The sequence below is a fragment of the Allobosea sp. FBZP-16 genome, assembly GCF_002831785.1.
GTDB classification, from domain to species: Bacteria; Pseudomonadota; Alphaproteobacteria; order Rhizobiales; family Beijerinckiaceae; genus Allobosea; species Allobosea lupini.
This window is the reverse complement of the sequence record NZ_LNCQ01000025.1, coordinates 1-17380: the sequence shown is the minus strand read 5'-3', so window position 1 is coordinate 17380 and position 17380 is coordinate 1. Positions and strand designations below refer to the sequence as shown.

General features: G+C 66.0%; 16 protein-coding genes. 8 read left to right on the top strand and 8 right to left on the bottom strand.

The annotated features are described in order from the left end of the window. The first annotated feature begins 386 nt into the window (after positions 1-386). From mnmE to CXY91_RS13610, 5 genes are read left to right on the top strand one after another with little or no spacing between them, the layout of a single operon-like run. Positions 387-1691, top strand: coding sequence for a tRNA uridine-5-carboxymethylaminomethyl(34) synthesis GTPase MnmE (gene mnmE / locus CXY91_RS13630; RefSeq protein WP_100961971.1), 1305 nt, complete (start codon positions 387-389; stop codon positions 1689-1691). Between the two features lie 46 nt (positions 1692-1737). Next, on the top strand, positions 1738-3630 hold the full coding sequence (gene mnmG / locus CXY91_RS13625) for a tRNA uridine-5-carboxymethylaminomethyl(34) synthesis enzyme MnmG (protein WP_100961970.1): 1893 nt from the start codon (positions 1738-1740) through the stop codon (positions 3628-3630). After that, positions 3617-4288: a 16S rRNA (guanine(527)-N(7))-methyltransferase RsmG gene (gene rsmG, locus CXY91_RS13620; protein WP_100961969.1), complete on the top strand. Its 672-nt coding sequence runs from the start codon at positions 3617-3619 to the stop codon at positions 4286-4288. Before mnmG ends, rsmG begins: the two co-directional genes overlap by 14 nt. Then, positions 4288-5115 (top strand): ParA family protein, encoded by an 828-nt coding sequence (locus CXY91_RS13615; RefSeq protein ID WP_100961968.1) that lies wholly within the window; start codon positions 4288-4290, stop codon positions 5113-5115. Before rsmG ends, CXY91_RS13615 begins: the two co-directional genes overlap by 1 nt. Positions 5116-5144: 29 nt before the next feature. After that, positions 5145-6026 carry a ParB/RepB/Spo0J family partition protein gene (locus CXY91_RS13610; protein WP_091835958.1) on the top strand — a complete coding sequence of 294 codons (882 nt, stop codon included), beginning with the start codon at positions 5145-5147 and terminating at the stop codon, positions 6024-6026. Here the strand turns inward: CXY91_RS13610 and holA are convergent, their stop codons facing one another. The 3 genes from holA to leuS are packed head-to-tail and all read right to left on the bottom strand — an operon-like array spanning position 6027 to position 10210. Beyond that, positions 6027-7049 (bottom strand): DNA polymerase III subunit delta, encoded by a 1023-nt coding sequence (gene holA / locus CXY91_RS13605; RefSeq protein ID WP_100961967.1) that lies wholly within the window; start codon positions 7047-7049, stop codon positions 6027-6029. Between the two features lie 4 nt (positions 7050-7053). Then, the gene (gene lptE / locus CXY91_RS13600) at positions 7054-7599 is read right to left on the bottom strand and encodes an LPS assembly lipoprotein LptE (protein WP_100961966.1); all 546 of its coding nucleotides are present in this window, start codon (positions 7597-7599) and stop codon (positions 7054-7056) included. Continuing rightward, the gene (leuS, locus tag CXY91_RS13595) at positions 7586-10210 is read right to left on the bottom strand and encodes a leucine--tRNA ligase (protein WP_100961965.1); all 2625 of its coding nucleotides are present in this window, start codon (positions 10208-10210) and stop codon (positions 7586-7588) included. Before leuS ends, lptE begins: the two co-directional genes overlap by 14 nt. 115 nt (positions 10211-10325) lie before the next feature. Here leuS and CXY91_RS13590 point away from each other — a divergent pair, with 115 nt between their 5' ends. Continuing rightward, the gene (locus CXY91_RS13590) at positions 10326-10991 is read left to right on the top strand and encodes a YggS family pyridoxal phosphate-dependent enzyme (RefSeq protein WP_100961964.1); all 666 of its coding nucleotides are present in this window, start codon (positions 10326-10328) and stop codon (positions 10989-10991) included. Positions 10992-11000: 9 nt separating this feature from the next. Here the strand turns inward: CXY91_RS13590 and CXY91_RS13585 are convergent, their stop codons facing one another. From CXY91_RS13585 to CXY91_RS13575, 3 genes are all read right to left on the bottom strand, one after another. Continuing rightward, positions 11001-12770, bottom strand: coding sequence for a sensor domain-containing diguanylate cyclase (locus CXY91_RS13585; protein ID WP_248307483.1), 1770 nt, complete (start codon positions 12768-12770; stop codon positions 11001-11003). Positions 12771-13004: 234 nt separating this feature from the next. Continuing rightward, a complete protein-coding gene (locus CXY91_RS13580) occupies positions 13005-13382 on the bottom strand; it encodes a VOC family protein (RefSeq protein ID WP_091835973.1) in 378 nt (125 codons plus the stop codon). Between the two features lie 131 nt (positions 13383-13513). Next, positions 13514-14068: a L,D-transpeptidase family protein gene (locus CXY91_RS13575; RefSeq protein WP_100961963.1), complete on the bottom strand. Its 555-nt coding sequence runs from the start codon at positions 14066-14068 to the stop codon at positions 13514-13516. Positions 14069-14263: 195 nt separating this feature from the next. On the opposite strand from CXY91_RS13575, the gene CXY91_RS13570 reads away from it, so the two are divergent. Beyond that, positions 14264-14950 carry a response regulator transcription factor gene (locus CXY91_RS13570; RefSeq protein ID WP_091835979.1) on the top strand — a complete coding sequence of 229 codons (687 nt, stop codon included), beginning with the start codon at positions 14264-14266 and terminating at the stop codon, positions 14948-14950. Positions 14951-14956: 6 nt separating this feature from the next. Next, positions 14957-15421, top strand: coding sequence for a cyclic nucleotide-binding domain-containing protein (locus CXY91_RS13565; protein WP_091835983.1), 465 nt, complete (start codon positions 14957-14959; stop codon positions 15419-15421). Between the two features lie 6 nt (positions 15422-15427). Here the strand turns inward: CXY91_RS13565 and xth are convergent, their stop codons facing one another. Beyond that, entirely contained in the window at positions 15428-16243 is an 816-nt protein-coding gene (gene xth / locus CXY91_RS13560) for an exodeoxyribonuclease III (protein WP_100961962.1), read from the bottom strand. Positions 16244-16321: 78 nt separating this feature from the next. Next, positions 16322-17167 carry an outer-membrane lipoprotein carrier protein LolA gene (locus CXY91_RS13555; RefSeq protein WP_100961961.1) on the bottom strand — a complete coding sequence of 282 codons (846 nt, stop codon included), beginning with the start codon at positions 17165-17167 and terminating at the stop codon, positions 16322-16324. Positions 17168-17380: the final 213 nt, after the last annotated feature.

Sequence of the window (17380 nt, the reverse complement as noted above, 5' to 3'; positions counted from 1 at the left end):
GCCGCGGTAGTACCAATCATTATGCGCGATTTGCCCTGCTGGGGATCTGTCGCGCTGCTCGCCTGCGCGGGGACTGGCGAACCACAACAGGTGCTGCCCTAGATTCGGATACGAAACAAAACGCCTGTAAGAGCGATCCGGCGCTGTTGCGAAGGGCGCATGGCGGCAGGAAAACCCGATCGCAGACCATCCCGCGTTTCCGTCCGGTCCAGCACCTGCCGCGCTCACACCGTATGGCGATAATGGGCCGCGCCTCGTGCTCGATCTTGATGTTCGCGCAGGCCTCGTTCATCACCCTATCGATAGCGGGGTGAAGTTCTCATGTGCGACAACACGGCACCGATGGCTGCCCGCTCGGGGCATTCAAGCGCCCATGGGACCGAAACGTGAAAGCCGATCCGACGATCGTAGCGTTGTCCTCCGGCGCCGGACGCGCTGGCGTCGCGGTGGTTCGTGTCTCAGGACCAAGCGTCCGATTCGTTATCGAAACGATGACGGGATCCGTGCCGGAGGCGCGCAGAGCTGCCTATCGGGCGTTGCGCGATGGCGATGGCGCGATCATCGACCACGGTCTCGTGCTGTTCTTTCCCGCGCCAGCAAGCTTCACCGGCGAGGATGTCGCCGAGTTCCATATTCATGGTTCGCGCGCGGTGCTGTCGCGGCTGCTCTCGGTGCTCGCGGCCCTGCCCGGCCTGCGCCTGGCGGAAGCGGGCGAGTTCACCCGCCGTGCCTTCGAGGAGGGCAAGCTCGATCTTGCGGCCGTGGAGGGGCTCGCGGACCTGATCGATTCGGAGACGGAATGGCAGCGCAGACAGGCACTGCGGCAGATGGAAGGCGCGCTCGGCCAGGCCGCCGCTGAATGGCGCAGCGCGTTGATCAAAGCGATGACGCTGATCGAGGCCGAGATCGATTTTTCCGATGAAGGCGATGTCGCCGGGCCGCTGATCGCTGAAGCTGTCGTCGGCGCCCAGGGCGTCCTTGGTAGTCTGCGGGTAGCACTCGGTAGTTTTGCTGCCGGCGAGCGCGTGCGTGAGGGCTTCGTCGTGGTCCTGGCTGGGCCGCCGAATGCGGGCAAGTCGAGCCTGCTCAATGCGATCGCCCGGAGGGACGTCGCGATCGTCTCGCCGATCGCCGGTACGACCCGGGATGCCATCGAGGTCAGGCTGGATCTGGGCGGTATTCCCGTCGTTCTTGTCGATACCGCCGGCCTGCGCGAGAGTTCCGACGAGATCGAGGCGGAAGGCGTGCGGCGCGCGCGCCAGCGGGCTGACAATGCCGACCTCGTTCTGCGATTGCGGCCGCCTGATTCGGAACCGGAACGAAAAGGCAGTGGCACTACCGAGATCGTTGTCGCGACGAAGCTCGATCTTGGCGGTAGTGCTCGGCCCGGCGAGGTCGGTGTATCCGCCATCACCGGGTCAGGACTACCGGAGTTGATGGCGCTCATCGCCTCTCGCCTGGGTAAGCTCGGTCAGGCGGAGCCCGCTCTCGTCACCCGCGAACGCCAGCGCGTCGCGGTGGCGGATGCCGCCGCCGCGATCGAACGGGCGGCCCAGCTTCCGCATGAACAGCCCGAGCTGATCGCGGAAGAGCTGCGCCTCGCTGTCCGGGCACTGGAGCGGCTGATCGGCAAGGTCGATGTCGAAGACGTGCTCGAAAGCCTGTTTTCCGGCTTCTGCATCGGCAAATAGGCGGTTTTCATTGACCGCGCCGCGAGGCTTGGCTAGCGATCTCATCATGTCGAATGCACAGGCGAACCAGCGCTACGATGTCGTCGTGGTGGGCGGCGGCCATGCCGGGGCGGAAGCCGCGGCCGCGGCCGCACGCGCTGGCGCCAGGACGGCGCTTATCACCCAGCAGATTGCGACCGTTGGCGCGATGTCATGCAACCCGGCGATCGGCGGGCTCGGCAAGGGCCATCTCGTGCGCGAGATCGATGCGCTCGACGGGATCATGGCCCGCTGCGCCGATCAGGGCGGCATCCAGTTCCGCATGCTCAACCGGCGCAAGGGGCCGGCGGTGCGAGGGCCGCGCGCCCAGGCTGACCGCAAGCTCTACCGCGAGGCGGTGCAGGGAGCTCTAGCCGCCCAGTCCGGCCTGACCGTTATCGAGGGCGAGGCCTTCGATCTCGAGATCGTCTCCGAGCGGGTCGCCGGTGTCGTGCTTGCGGATGGCCGTCGATTCGCCTGCGGAACGGTCGTGCTGACGACCGGAACCTTCCTGCGTGGCCTGATCCATATCGGAGAGAGACAGATTCCCGCAGGGCGCGTCGGAGAGGCGCCCTCGCTTGGCCTCTCCGCTACGCTTGAACGGCACGGATTCCCGCTCGGACGCTTGAAGACCGGAACGCCGCCACGCTTGGACGGCCGGACGATCGACTGGGCCAGCCTCGAGATGCAGCCGGGCGACAATCCACCGGAGCCGTTCTCGGCGATGACCGAGGCGATCACCACGCCGCAGATCAGCTGCGGCGTGACACGGACGACGCTGGCGACGCATGAACTGATCCGCGCCAACCTTCATCGGGCGCCAATGTTCTCCGGCCAGATCGAAGGGCGCGGACCGCGCTATTGCCCGTCGATCGAGGACAAGGTCGGCCGCTTCGGCGATCGTGACGGCCATCAGATCTTCCTCGAGCCCGAAGGCCTCGAGGATCCCACCGTCTATCCGAACGGAATCTCGACCTCGCTGCCGGAAGACGTACAGCTGGGCCTTCTCAAGACGATCCCGGGTCTTGAGCGCGCCGTCATGCTGCGGCCTGGCTATGCGATCGAGTACGATTATGTCGATCCGCGTGCGCTGAAGCCGACATTGGAGACGCGGGCGGTCTCAGGGCTGTTCCTCGCCGGCCAGATCAACGGGACCACCGGCTATGAAGAAGCGGCGGCGCAGGGCCTGCTCGCGGGCCTCAATGCCGCGCGCCGTTCCTGCGGCAGCGAGCCTGTCCGCCTCGACCGGACGCAATCCTATATCGGTGTGATGGTCGACGATCTCGTGACACGCGGCGTTACGGAGCCGTATCGGATGTTCACCTCGCGCGCCGAGTTCCGGCTGTCGCTACGGGTCGACAATGCCGATGAGCGCCTGACACCTTTGGGCATCGAGCTTGGTATCGTCGCTCATGCTCGCCAGGAGCGCTTCGCGAGCCGCCAGTCAGAAATCGTTAAGCTTACCGAACTCTTACGCGAACGATCTCTCTCGCCGAATGAAGCGGCGGCGGCCGGGCTGGAGCTCAATCGCGACGGGATCAGGCGCTCGGGTTTCCAGATCCTGTCCTACCCGGCCGTCGATTTCGAGGCCCTGCTCCGGGTCTGGCCCGATCTCGCGAGCTTTTCCGAGACGGTGCGGGCGCGTGTCGCCGCAGACGCGACCTATGCGGTTTATCTCGACCGGCAGGCGGCCGAGATCGAATCCTATCAGCGCGACCAGGCGCTGGCGCTGCCTGCCGATCTCGATCTCGATGGCATCTCGGGGTTGTCGAACGAGGTGCGGATGAAGCTGCGCGCGGCCTGGCCGAGCAATCTGGCGCAGGCCGGCAGGATAGAGGGCATGACACCGGCGGCCTTGACCTTGCTGGCCGCGCATGCGCGTAAGCATCAAACCGCCCGCATGGCGGATGCCGAGGCATGATCCTGTGAGTTCTGTTGATAAGGCGGATAACTCCGATAGGCAGCACGCTTTTCGCTTGACGCCTGTTTCACGTGAAACAGAGGAGCGCCTCGCCATTCTGGTGGCGGAGCTCAAGCGTTGGCAGCAGGCGAAGAACCTCGTCTCGGGCGCGACGCTGGACGAGGTTTGGACCCGTCACGTCGCCGATTCCCTGCAATTACTCGGCCATGCGCCGCAGGCACGACGCTGGCTCGATCTCGGCTCGGGCGGCGGCTTCCCAGGTCTCGTATTGGGCATCCGGCTGGCCGAGCTCGGCGGGCATATCGATCTCGTCGAAAGCAATGCCCGCAAATGCGCTTTCCTGCGCCATGCCGCGCGCCTGACAGGATCGCCTGTCACAGTGCACAATGCCCGGATCGAGGATGTCGTCGACGGCTTTGTCGGCAAGGTCGAGGCTGTGACGGCGCGGGCGCTTGCGCCGCTGCCGCTGCTGCTCGACTGGTGCAATGAGCTGTTGAGAACCGGGGTGACGGGAGTCTTTCCCAAGGGACAACATCTAGATGCGGAATTGACCGCCGCTGCTAAATATTGGAAGATTCAGGCCACAACGTTTCCATCCTTGACGGATTCGGCGGCCGCTATCCTGGTGATAGGCGGCGTCGAGAAACGGGCCGATTGATGACCGATTCTCAGCCTATCTCCATTCCGACGCGCCCGCGCGTACTGGCGCTCGCCAATCAGAAGGGCGGAGTCGGCAAGACCACGACCGCGATCAATCTCGGCACTGCCCTCGCCGCGATCGGCGAGAAGGTGCTGATCATCGATCTCGATCCGCAGGGCAATGCCTCGACCGGCCTCGGTGTCGACCGTAAGAGCCGCAAGGCGTCGACCTATGACGTGCTCTGCGGCGATATCGGCCTGGGCATGGCGATGCAGGCAACCGCTGTTCCCAATTTGTTCCTGGCGCCGTCGACGCTCGACCTTCTGGGAGTCGAGCTTGAGATCGCCGGGGCCAAGGACCGTGCGCTGCGTCTGAAGAAGGCGATCGACGAGCTGGTTCACGATCAGCGCTGCAGCGATCTGACCTATATCCTGATCGATTGCCCGCCCTCGCTCAGCCTCATCACCATCAACGCGATGACGGCTGCGGACGCGGTCCTGGTGCCGTTGCAATGCGAGTTCTTCGCGCTGGAAGGCCTCAGCCAGTTGCTCAAGACGGTCGAGCAGGTGCGGGCCGGCCTTAATCCGCGCCTGATCATCCAGGGCGTGGTGCTGACCATGTACGACCCGCGCAACAACCTCTCCGGCCAGGTCATGGCCGATGTCCGCCATTTTCTCGGCGACAAGGTCTATGAGACCGTGATTCCGCGGAATGTAAGGATCTCGGAGGCGCCGTCCTATGGCAAGCCGGCGCTGCTCTACGACCTGCGCTGTGCAGGTTCGCAGGCCTATCTGAAGCTGGCCTCGGAGGTTATCAAGCGCGAGCGCACGCTGCGCGCCGCCTGATCGGTAAGAAAGGTCCAAGAGGAATGGCAATGGTCGAGGAACAGGGGCGTTCGCGTCTTGGCCGGGGTCTGGCTGCGTTGATCGGCGATGTCGGCGAGGAGATCGGTGCGATCGAACGGGCGCGCGGACAGCGCAAGGTCCCCGTCGAGTTCCTGCGCCCGAATGCGCGCAATCCTCGCAAGGCCTTCGCTGAAGCCGAACTCGAGGACCTTGCAGCCTCGGTACGCGAGCGCGGCATCCTGCAACCGATCATCGTGCGCTCCATCCCGGGCATGATCGACGCCTATGAGATCATTGCCGGCGAGCGACGCTGGCGGGCGGCGCAGCGGGCCGAACTGCATGACGTCCCCGTCATTCTGGTCGAGGCCAATGATCGCGAGGCGCTCGAAATCGCCATCGTCGAGAATGTCCAGCGTGCCGATCTCAATGCAATGGAAGAAGCGGCCGGCTATGAGCGGCTGATCGCCGAATTCGACTATACGCAGAACGACCTCGCCAAGGTGATCGGCAAGAGCCGCTCGCATGTGGCGAACACGCTGCGCCTGAGCAAGCTGCCGGAGCCGGTCAAGCGCATGGTCGGTGAAGGCGCGGTCTCGGCCGGCCATGCCCGCGCGCTCCTCGCCGTTTCGGAGCCGGAACAGGTTGCGAAGCGCATTGTCGAGGAAGGGCTTACGGTCCGCGACATCGAGCGGCTAGGCCAGGACGAGGCGCGTAGCGAGAACAAGCCCGTCAGGGCGGCAGTGCCGAAACCGGAGAAGGATCCGGATACGCGCGCGGTCGAGAAGGCGCTGGAGGAAGCGCTCGGTCTCGGCGTATCGATCCAGCATCGTGCCAGCGGCGGCGGTGAGATGAGGATCAGCTACAAGACGCTGGAGCAGCTCGACGCGCTCTGCCGGCGGCTGAAGGCCTGATCAGCGGCCTCTGCCGCCCATCCGGCTAAGGGTCCAGAGCGTCCGGGCGGCGATCGGCTTGGCCATGTCGCCGTCGCGGCGCACCGCCAGCATCGCCGTTCCTAGGATCGTCACGGCCTCGCGCAATCTCGCTGCCGGCCAGGCGTTGAGCGCCGCTTCCGCCGTGGCAATGCGGGGATAGGGCAGGCGCATGGCGCCGACCGCCTCGCGCGCCGGCTTGCCGCCTTCGATGGCGAGTTTTGCCTTCAGCAGGGCGAGCGTATGGCGCAGGACCGCGCCGAGCAGCACGCCCTGATCGAGCCCTTCGCCGGTGAGCTTGGAGAGTGCGAGATCGAGGCTCGGCAGGCGGCCGGCGAAGACCGCGTCGACCACGCCCGCCTGCTCGCGCTGGGCGGTATCGCCGACGACGGCCTCGACATGGGCGGCCGTCAGAGCCGCGTCGTCGCCGGCATAAAGGATCAGCTTGTCGATCTCCTGGCGCGACGTCTGGCGATCGCCACCGAGCAGGCTGGTCAAAAGGTCGCGCGTGCCGCGATCGATGCTCTTGCCGGCTGCCCTCGCCATCTCGTCGACGATCGTGCCGAGATCGCGTGCGGCATCGCCATAGCAGGGCACGGCAAGCGCGGATCTGGCGCGCTCGCAGGCGGTGCGCAGCGGATTGGACTTCTGCAGGTCGCCGGCTTCGATGATGACGACCGCATCCTGCGACGGCGTTGCCAGCAAGGGCTCGACGGCTGCGACGAGCGGGCGCGAGGTCGGCGACACCCGGATGGCGCGGCGACCGCCGAACAGGCCGATGGTGTTGGCTTCGTCGACCAGCTTGAGCGGGTCCGCAGCGATGTCGTCGCCATCCATGCGAATCAGCTGAAAGGCGTCCTGCGGGTCGTCGACACTGCCGCGTGCAAGGGCGGCAGCCCGTTCGGAGATCAGGCCGGCGTCAGGGCCATAGAACAGGAAGAGGCGCCAGGCAGGATCGGGGCGCGCAAGCGCGCGATCCGCCTCATGCGCCTTGATCATCGCCATCGGCTCAGCCGGCGACGAGCGCAGCGGCGACGCGGGCCTTGATCAGCTGGGCCAGGTTCTTGGCGGCGCGAATCTGCGCGTCGCGTGCTGCGCGCAGCGAAGCAAACCGTTGCTGCGAGCGTTCATAGGGTGCCCGGACGACACTCTGCCCGGAGGCGACGACCTCGTTCGAGCCGACACGGAGGAGCTGCCAATCGACCGTGGCGACGAGGGTCGCGGAGTCGGCGCGGCCATTGGCGTAGTCGACCGTGATGACCTCGAGCGATTCCTTGGTCGTCGCTTCGAGCTTCAGGATCTTCTGCCGGTCGGGCGCACCGCCGCCGTCGAACTCGAAGACGAGCTCGTTGCGCAGATAGTGGCCGACCAGGCCCTTGATCTCCGGCACGTCAATGCCGAGCATGGCGTTGCGGACATTGCCGCCGACCTTGCTCACCGTGCCTTCGCCATAGAGCGGCTGAAAGCAGCCGCCGACGAGCGCGGCAAAGCCGAGAGCAGCTGCAAGCGCCAATGGACGGCGGCGCGTCATGGTGCCGGTCTCAGACGACGACATTCACGATCCTCCCCGGCACCACGATCACCTTGCGGATCGGCCGGTTCTCCAGAGCCCTGGCGACAGCCTCGGAGGCGCGTACCATCGCCTCGACCGCCACCGTATCGGCATCGGCGGGCACCGTCACCTCCGCCCGCTTCTTGCCGTTGACCTGCACCGGCAGGATCTTGCTGTCATCCTGTAACAAATCCGTTTCGGTCTGCGGCCAGGACGCTTCGCCGGCGAGGCCCGGAAGCGTCAGCGCCTGCCAGCACTCCTCGGCCAGATGCGGCATCATCGGCGCGACAAGCTGCGTGGCGATCATGGCGGATTCATGCAAGGCGAACGCCAAGTCCGCCGGGACGTCAGCCGATTCGGCGGCGCCATCGAGCGCTTTGCCGATGGCGTTGGTCAGCGTGTAGACATGGGCGATGCAACGGTTGAAGGCGAGCCGCTCGATATCGGCGCCGACGGCGTGCAAAGCGCGGTGGCTCGCCTTGCGAAGGGCAAGCGCCGGCTCCGAGAACGAGGCCGGGCGTGCAGGCTGACCTCCGACGCGCTCGCCGATCTCGGCGACCAGGCGCCAGAGCCGCTGCACGAAGCGGGCCGCGCCCTGGACGCCTTCATCGCTCCAGATCACGTCGCGATCCGGCGGTGAATCGGAGAGCATGAACCAGCGGGCGGTGTCGGCGCCGTAGGAGGCGATGATGTCGTCGGGGTCGACGACATTCTTCTTCGACTTCGACATCTTCTCGATCGAGCCGATCTCGATCGGCGCCCCGGTCTCGACGTCGAAGCCGCGGCGCTCGTTGCCGACCGTCTCGATGCGGACATTGCCGGGCTCCACCCAGGCGCCATCCTCAGCCCGGTAGGTCTCGTGCACGACCATGCCTTGCGTGAACATGCCGGCGAAGGGCTCGTCCAGCCCGGTATGGCCGGTCGCCTTCATCGCGCGCGTGAAGAAGCGCGAATAGAGCAGATGCAGGATCGCGTGCTCGACGCCGCCGATATACTGGTCGACCGGCAGGAAGCGGTCGACCGCCCGGCGGTCCGTCGGACTGTCCGTCCGCCACGGGTCGGTGAAGCGGGCGAAATACCAGGACGAATCGACGAAGGTGTCCATGGTGTCGGTTTCGCGCCGGGCCGGCTTGCCGCATTGCGGGCAGGCGACATGCTTCCAGCTCGGATGATGATCGAGCGGGTTGCCGGGCTTGTCGAAGAAGACGTCGTCCGGGAGCTTGACCGGCAGGTCCTGCTCCGGCACCGGAACGACGCCGCAATCCTGGCAATGCACGATCGGGATCGGGCAACCCCAGTAGCGCTGGCGCGAGATGCCCCAGTCGCGCAGGCGGAAATTGACCTTGCGCTGGGCAACAGGGCGATTGCCGAGAATCTCGGCCTCCAGCCGCCTGGCGACTTCTTCTTTCGCCTCCGGAATGGTCATGCCGTCGAGGAAGCGTGAATTGATCATCCGACCTTCGCCGTCATAAGCGGTGTCGGTGACGACGAAGCTCGCCGGATCGGTGCCCTCGGGGCAGACGACCGGGGTGTTGCCGAGCCCATACTTGTTGACGAAGTCGAGGTCGCGCTGGTCATGGGCCGGGCAGCCGAAGATCGCGCCGGTGCCGTACTCCAGCAGGACGAAATTCGCGACATAAACCGGCAGGGTCCATGTGGGATCAAAGGGATGGGCAGCGCGCAGGCCGGTGTCGAAACCCTGCTTCTCGGCCTTGTCGATATTTTCCTGCGCCGTGCCGGTCTTCTTGCATTCGGCGATGAAGTCCTGCAGCGCTGGATTCGTTTCGGCAGCGGCCTTCGCCAGCGGGTGGTCGGGGGCGACAGCCAGGAACTTGGCGCCGAACAATGTGTCGGGACGGGTCGTGTAGACCTCGACCTCGCTCTGGCCAAGCGCATTCGATTCGAGAGCGAAACGAACAAGCAGCCCTTCCGAGCGGCCGATCCAGTTCTTTTGCATCAGCCGGACCTTGTCCGGCCAGCGGGTCAGGCCTTCCAGCGCGTCGTTCAGCTCCTGGCCGAAGGCGGTGATCTTGAAGAACCACTGGGTCAGCTCGCGGAGCTCGACCGGCGCGCCCGAGCGCCAGCCGCGGCCGTCGATGACCTGCTCATTGGCGAGCACGGTCTCGTCGACCGGGTCCCAATTGACCTTGGCGGTCTTGCGATCGACCAGTCCTGCCTTCAGGAAGTCGAGGAAGAGCTTCTGCTGGTGCTTGTAATAGCTGGCGTCGCAGGTGGCGAGCTCGCGGCTCCAGTCGAGCGACAGGCCCATCGATTGCAGCTGGCCGCGCATCGTCGCGATATTGGCATAGGTCCAGTCACGCGGATGGACCTTGTTGGCCTTGGCGGCATTCTCGGCCGGTAGGCCGAATGCGTCCCAACCCATCGGGTGCAGCACCGAGAAGCCCTTGGCGCGCTTGTAGCGCGCGACGACGTCGCCCATCGCATAATTGCGGACATGGCCCATATGGATGCGCCCCGATGGATAGGGGAACATCTCGAGCACGTAGTAGGGCGGCCGGGTATCGTCGTTGCGGGTCTCGAAGAGCTTGCGCTCATCCCAGACCCTGCGCCATTTCGGCTCGGCTTCCTTCGGATTGTAGCGTTCGACGGCCATGCTGATCGTGTCGTTCTTGCGTGAGCGGACTGGGCCGGACTAGGACACCATCGTAGCCCCCGGGTCAATGTTCGGAACGGCTTGGCGGGAACGCGTAAGGCGAGGACGGGTCGAAATGTCGGATGTCGTGGCGAGACTTCAGGAAACGCGGACTGCGATCGCCCGCGCCGCGCGCGACTTCGGCCGCAAGCCGGAGTCGGTGACGCTGGTCGCCGTCTCCAAGACCAAGCCGGTCGAGATGATCGTGCCGGTCCTGGGCGCCGGCCAGATCGATTTCGGCGAGAACTACGTCCAGGAGGCCAAGGAGAAGTGGCCGGCGCTGCGCGAGCGCTTCCCGCAGGCCAGGGTGCACATGATCGGCCCGCTGCAGTCGAACAAGGCGCGCGACGCGGTGGCGCTGTTCGATGTGATCCAGTCGCTCGACCGCGAGAGCCTCGCCAAGGAGCTGGCGCGCGAGATCGAGCGCACGGGCAAGGCGCCGCTGCTGATCGTGCAGGTCAATACCGGCGCCGAGCCGCAGAAGGGCGGCGTGCTGCCAGGCGAGGCCGACGCCTTCCTGGAGCTATGCCGGAGCCGCTATGGCCTGACCATCGCGGGACTGATGTGCATTCCCCCGGCCGACGACCCGCCCTCGCCGCATTTCGCCCTGCTCGGCAAGATCGCGGAGCGCAACGGCCTCAAGACCCTGTCGATGGGGATGAGCGCCGATTACGAGGCGGCGATCCAGCTCGGCGCCACCCATGTCCGTGTCGGCAGCGCGATTTTTGGTGCGCGGGGCTGACGGAGCCGCTCAGGTCGCGGCCGGGGCGGGAGCCCGGTCGGCGTCCGCCAGGACGACCCGGTTGCGGCCCGATGACTTCGCCGCATAGAGCGCCTTGTCGGCACGCTCGATCACGTCCTCGATGTCGCGGTCCTGCTCGCAGACGATAGCGGCGCCGACGCTTATGGTGAGATCAATCTGGGCCAGCCCCTGCGTCACCACGGTCGCGCCGACCGATTCGCGGATCCGATTGGCGAGGTTCTCGGCTCCCTGCGCATCGGTTTCGCGCAGCAGCACGACGAATTCCTCGCCGCCGAAGCGCGCCACCTTGTCGGTCGTGCGGATCTGGCCGGCGATGATCTTGGCGACGGCGCGGATGACCTCATCGCCGGCGGCATGGCCGAAGCTGTCGTTGATGCGCTTGAAATGGTCGATGTCGAACATCAGGACGCCGAGATTGCGCCGGTAGCGCTTGTAATAGTTCATCGCGTCCTCGGCGAAGGGCAGGAAGGCGCGGCGATTGAGCAGGCTCGTGAGCGGGTCGGTATCGGCGAGGATCTGCAGGGTATGCAGGTCGGAGCCGAGGCGGCGGGTCTTCTCCTCGGCTTCTCGCGCCTGCTTGTCGGCCTTGGCCTGGACGTCGCGGATCGTCGCCTCGGCGTCGCGGGCGCCTCTCTCGGCGGTCCCCAGTCGACGAAGCAGCGAGCGCAGCGCGGCGGAGAGCTGGAGGATGTCGCGCGAGCCATGCTGGCGCTGGATGCCGGCAGCGCTCGGGTCTCGCCCGATCAGGTCCACCGAGCGGCAAAGGCGGGTCAGAGGGCTTGCGACCGTCCCCGCAAGGAACCAGGCCAAGGCTGCACCGATGACGGCAACGGCCAGGCCGAGCAGTGCGATGACGGCGGTGAGACGGTTGGCGGGCGCGAGTGCGACATCGACCGGACGGCGTGCTGCAACGATCCAACCCAGCCCCGGATAGTCGTCCTGTCCCTTGGTGGCGGCTAATGCTGTCAGCATTGGTTGATCGGCAGAGCGATCGATGAAGGAAACGCCATAGCGCGCACCTGCGAGCTGCGCGGTGTCGAAAGGCCTGGCATCCTTGGGGCCGAGCAGTACGGAGCCGTCCCGCCCGATCACCCAGAGCTCGGAAGCGAGCGCGGGATCATGGTTCCGCAGAACATTGTCGCGCAGATTGCCGGCCCAGTTCCAGCTCAGATGCGCGCCGAGCACGCCGACCTTGGCGCCGGTCGGCCCGAAGACGGGCATGGCGACGTCGACGAAGCGGAAGGGCGCCTCGTCCGGGCTCTTGCGCAGGAGGCCATCGAGCAGCTTGGCGTCGTGGACATCCTCGACGGCCGGGCCAGCGAGGCCGTTGACGAACCATGGCCGCTGGGCGACTGAGACGCCTTCGAGCATGCCACGCGTCGCAGCGCGGACGTTTCCGTTCGGCTCGGCAAGGCCGAGCCAGGCATAATCGCTCAGACTCTGCTGCAATTGCATCAAGACCGCCCGAGTGCGGGCAGGATTGTCCTGCCAGAGACCGCGCAGCGGCTCCATCTGCGCCAAGTTCCTGATCTCGCGGTAGCGCTCGAACATGTTCTGGTCGAGCCGGTCGGACATGGTACGGGCGAGCGCGACGAGCTCGAGATTGGCCTCGGCCACGGCGTCCCGGCGCGCCAGCCAGGCGGCGCCCGCGGCCGAGACCGCGACGACGATGATGCAGAGCAGGCCGGCCATGGCCGCGGTCTGCTCCCGCAGTGTCAGGCGATCGGCGAGACCAACCAGTGACAGGCGCCTTTGCATGATCCTCTCCGGCAAAACCGTCGGAGAGGATCGATAGTGCTGCCGAATCGTCCGTTAACGGGCGCCAGGCCTCTGACGTGATGGTTCTTCCGAGGTGAACAGCACGATTCGAATGCGCTGGCTTGCCCCCGCCTGGAGCAATTCCGCAATTCTGCGAATCGCGGAATTGGTCTGGATTTTTGTCTTATCGCATTGTCTTCACGCGAACCGGCGTCCGCTTCGCTCGCAAATGCTCTAGATCGGCTGGCCGACGTCGATGCGGTTGCCGTCGGGGTCCTCGAAGACGAAGGCGCGCAAGCCGTAGTCCTGGTCGCGCAGCCCCTTGACGATGCGCAGGCCGTGAGAGCGGCAGAGCTCGTGCAAGGCGTCGACGTCATCGACCATGATATGGGCGATGTTGAACGGCGCCGCCTTATAGTCCTTCTGCAGGGTCAGATGGATCTCGGCCTTGCCCTGCTTGAGAATCGTGAAGCCGACCGGCTGGCCGTTCTCGAAGGTCTTGGTGAAGCCGAGGACGCCGACATAGAAGGCGCAGGCGCGTTCCATGTCCTTGACGGGGAACATGGCGGCGACGCGGCCGAAGCCGATCTCGGGCATGGGCGAATCAGTCATGGCACAGTCTCTTGCTGGGAGCTGGCCTGACCTCAGCGGGGCGGTGCCCGCTCAAGTCCGGCGCTCCTGAAATCGATCGATGAGACGGTGCTCGCGGCCAGTATCTCCAGACGGGCTCGGCTTGCAAGCGGTCAGCGCACCACGATCGTGCAGCGCCGAGCCAGCCTGGGCAGGACCTTGCCGAAGATGTCGCCGGTGACGGCGACGCAGCCTGCGGTCGGGGTGAAGCCAGGCCGGGCGAGGTGCCAGAAGATGGCGCTGCCGCGGCCGCGCTGGATCGGCGCGTCGTTCCAGCCGAGCTCGACGATGACGTCGTAGAGATTGTCGGCGCGGGCGAGCCGCTCCTGCGCCTCGCCGGGCGGACGGTCGATCAGGCGGTTGTAGCGCCGGTCGGTCTGGTCGTCGCACCAGGCGTCGCGCGGTGTGATGGCGCGGACGGGCAGCAGGCTCGCGGGGCGTGGCCGCCGGTCGGCACGGTAGAAGACCCGGCGCAGCGGCAGCTTCGCCCGCGGCGTGCCGCCGTCGCCCTCGCGCTTGGCGACAACGATGCCGGAGCGGCCGAGCGCGCAGGGAAAGGCGGCGGAGCCGGCGATCAGGAAGCCCTTGCGGCGATCATGCACCGAACGCACCACCACCAGTTTCGTCAGCCGCCGGCCTGCCGCAGCGCGATCATCACGTCTTTTCACAGCTCATCCATCTTGCGTGATCTGCCGGCCGTTTCCGGTTGCCTGGCGCGGTTTCCGTTTGACCGGCTTCGGCCGGGCCGTCAGAATCTGCGCTGAACTCAATATGTTGGAGCGCGGGCACTTCGCAAAGGTGGCTCCCACTTCTTCCGAACATGCTCTAATGTCGCGCCAACGCAAACGGGCTGAATCGCCTTCATGTCTGCAATCCATCATATCCTGCTGGTCGATGACGACCAGATGTTGCGCGATGCGCTCGCCGAGCAGCTCGCCCTCTATGACGAATTCAAGGTGTCGTCCGCGCCGAACGCGACGGCGAGCCTGAAGGCGGTGCAGGCCGAGCGCATCGACCTCGTGGTCATGGATGTCGGCCTGCCCGACATGGATGGCCGCGAAGCGGTGAAGCTGATGCGCAAGAACGGCTTCAAGGGGCCGGTGGTGATGCTGACCGGGCAAGGCTCGGATGCCGACACCGTGCTTGGGCTGGAAGCTGGCGCCAACGACTATGTGGTGAAGCCGTTCAAGTTCGCCGTGCTGCTGGCACGCATCCGCGCGCATCTGCGCCAGTACGAGGCCAGCGAAGACGCCATTTTTCAAGTTGGCCCGTACACATTTCACCCAGGGTCCAAGCTGCTGGTCAGCGCCAAGGGCTCGAAGACCAAGCTCACCGAGAAGGAGACGGCGATCCTGCGCTTCCTCTATCGCGCCGGCCGCAAGCCGATCGCGCGCGAGACGCTGCTGCAGGAGGTCTGGGGCTATAACTCGCAGGTCACGACGCATACGCTCGAGACCCATATCTACCGCCTGCGCCAGAAGATCGAGCCGGACCCTGCCAACGCGCGGCTGCTCGTCACCGACGCCGGCGGCTACCGGCTGAATCCGTAGTCCTGAATGTCGCTCAACGACGACATCGCTCTGTTGGCCCGTCAGCCGCTGCTGGGCCTGATGGATCGCGATGCGCTGCGCCTGCTCGCCTTCGCCGCCGAGACGAGGTCCCTGCGGGCCGGCGATGTGCTGTTCAGGCGCGGCGAGGGCTCGGACGGGGCCTTCCTGATCATCTCCGGCGCGGTCGCGCTGAAGCGCGAGGATGATGGCCGCCCGGCCGACGAGGTCGTCGGGCCAGGAGCGCTGATCGGCGAGCTTGCGCTGTTCACGGCGCTGGAGCGGCCGGTGACCGCGATCGCGCGCGAGCCGACGCAGGTGATGCGCCTGGCGCGCAGCGTGATGCGCCGGGTGCTCGGCGAATCACCGGATTCGGCACAGGCGATCGCGGCGGCGGTGGCGGAGCGGCTGCATGCGTTCAACAGCGAGCTGGCCGCAGTCGGGACCGCGCTCAGGGCGATCGACGTGCGCTGAACGCGCTCACAGCGCCAGCTGCACCGTCACCGGGACATGATCCGAAGGCCGTTCCCAGCCGCGTGCTTCGCTCAGGAACGAGAGGTCGCGCAGCGTCGGCTTCAGGGCGTCCGAGAGCCAGATATGGTCGAGCCGGCGGCCGCGATTCGAGGCCTGCCAGTCGGCGGCGCGGTAGCTCCACCAGCTGTAGAGCTTCTCAGGCTCGGGCTTTAGCGTGCGGGCGGCGTCGGTCCAGCCGAGCTCGCTGCGCAGCTTTTCCAGTGTCGTGGTCTCGATCGGGGTGTGGCTGACGACGTCGAGCAGCTGCTTGTGACTCCAGACATCGTGTTCGTAGGGGGCGATGTTGAGATCGCCGACTAAAATGCTCGGCCGTCCGGCTGGGTTGCGGGCGACGCCCCAGGCGCCGATGGCGTCGAGAAAGTGCAGCTTGTGGGCGAATTTGGGGTTCGCTTCGGGATCGGCGATGTCGCCGCCGGCCGGGATGTAGAAATTATGGATGGCGATCCCGGCAGCCGCGCCGGCGCCCTTGTCGAGCACCACGGTCATGTGGCGGGCGTCGTTGCGCTCGCACATCGCCATCGCCTCCTTCTCGGAGAAGGGCAGCCTGGAGACGATCGCGACGCCGTTATAGCCCTTGTTGCCGATGAAGGCCTGGTGGACATAGCCGGCCTCGGCGAAGGCCTTGGCCGGGAACTGCTCGTCCGGCGTCTTGGTCTCCTGCAGGCAGAGGATGTCGGGCTGGTGGTTCTTGAGGAACTCGGTGACCAGGCCGATGCGCAAGCGCACTGAGTTGATGTTCCAGGTGGTGACGGAGAGCTGCACGCAGGGATTCCGGCGGAAAGGGAAGCCGGAAACTGGGTCGTCAGCCCCAGAAAAGCAAGCGCCGCTGTGCAGCGGTGCTTAAAGCACGCGCTGATAGTCGATCACGAAGTTCTTCTGGTCGGGACGGCGCTGGGTATCGAGATTATAGAGCGAGACCGAGGTTTCGTAGCCCTGCGGGTCGATCACCACCCATTGCCGGAGCTCGTTGGCGGCGAGGTCGAAGTTCAATGTGATCTTGGATGTGCCGCCCAGGGTCGAGCGATCCTCAAGCTTGAGCGAGAGGATGTCGCCCTTGGTGCTGACTCCGGTAACAGTGGTGTCGCGCTCGAGACTGATCTGCTCCTTGAGCAGGAATTTCAGCGGCGTCTGGCCGATCGAATAGAGGTCCTGTGTCGCGAGCTTGCGATCGCGGATCGCGACCGAGGTGCCGTCGGCAACAACTTCCATCGTCACCGGTGGGCGGTACTCGAAACGCATCTTGCCCGGGCGCAGGACATAGAGCTTGCCCTCGAAGCGGCGCCCGTCGGCAGCAAACTGGATGAAGTCGCCCTGTAGGGTCGAGAAACCGTTGAAATACGCGTTGAGCCGCTCGACAGCTTCGGCCTTCGATAGCGGGGCGCTGGGCTTGGGCGAACGGGCCGGGGCCGCCGCGCGCGGCTCGTTATTGGCGGTGACGACAGGGGCGGGAGCGCGCGCGCCGGGCGCCGGTGCGGCCGCGTCGGCCTGGATTGCATCGGTGCGCGGCATCCCCAGGCCCGGCGGTCGGATCGGCGGCAGGGGGATCGCGCGCTGCACCGGGCGGGCCGCAACTGCGGGCTGACCGCTAGGCTTGATGTCGAGCGGCTGGGCGTAGACCGGACCCGACGCCAGCGCGAGCGCCAGAGCGGCGGCTGCGAGGGCTGGCATGGGCGAGAGACTGGTCATGGAGCTCCGGTGTCCGGTTGGCGGCCTTCTGGCGAAATATCGTGCCGCCCAGGCGGGCCGGCAAGGGTTCAACGCGTCAGCAGGCAACGAGGTTGCACCGGGCTGATGGCATTTTCAGGACCGGTTTCGCGCCACTTGGCCGCAGCCAGCCTCGCTAGTCCTCGTCTTCCCTGGCCCTGCCGGTCTCGACGAGGATTTCGCGTTTTCCGGCGT